This window comes from Actinoplanes subtropicus, from assembly GCF_000721705.1.
GTDB lineage: Bacteria > Actinomycetota > Actinomycetes > Mycobacteriales > Micromonosporaceae > Actinoplanes > Actinoplanes subtropicus.
In genome coordinates this window covers 1-293 of the sequence record NZ_JOJL01000173.1, presented here as the reverse complement: position 1 = coordinate 293, position 293 = coordinate 1, and the positions used below count along the sequence as shown (strand labels likewise).

At 68.9% G+C, this 293-nt stretch carries 1 pseudogene; it reads left to right on the top strand.

Going from position 1 to position 293, the window contains the following annotated elements:
* Positions 1–293, top strand: a pseudogene (locus tag IH26_RS61860) (sugar ABC transporter ATP-binding protein); the annotation flags it as partial.

Here is a 293-nt window from a genome sequence, read left to right as displayed (position 1 = left end):
CATCCCGGACGAGGGCCAGATCTTCCTGGACGGCAAGCAGGTCCATTTCCGTACGCCGATGGACGCGCGCGCGGCCGGTATCGAGACGGTGTACCAGACCCTGGCGGTGGCCCCCGGGCTGGACATCGCCGACAACCTGTTCCTGGGCCGGGAGGAGCGCAAGCCGGGGGTGCTCGGCTCGGTGTTCCGGATGCTGGACCGGGGCAAGATGCGCTCCGAGGCCAAGCGGCACATGAGCGATCTGGGTGTGGGCACGCTGCAGAACATCGGGCAGGCGGTGGAGTCGCTGTCCG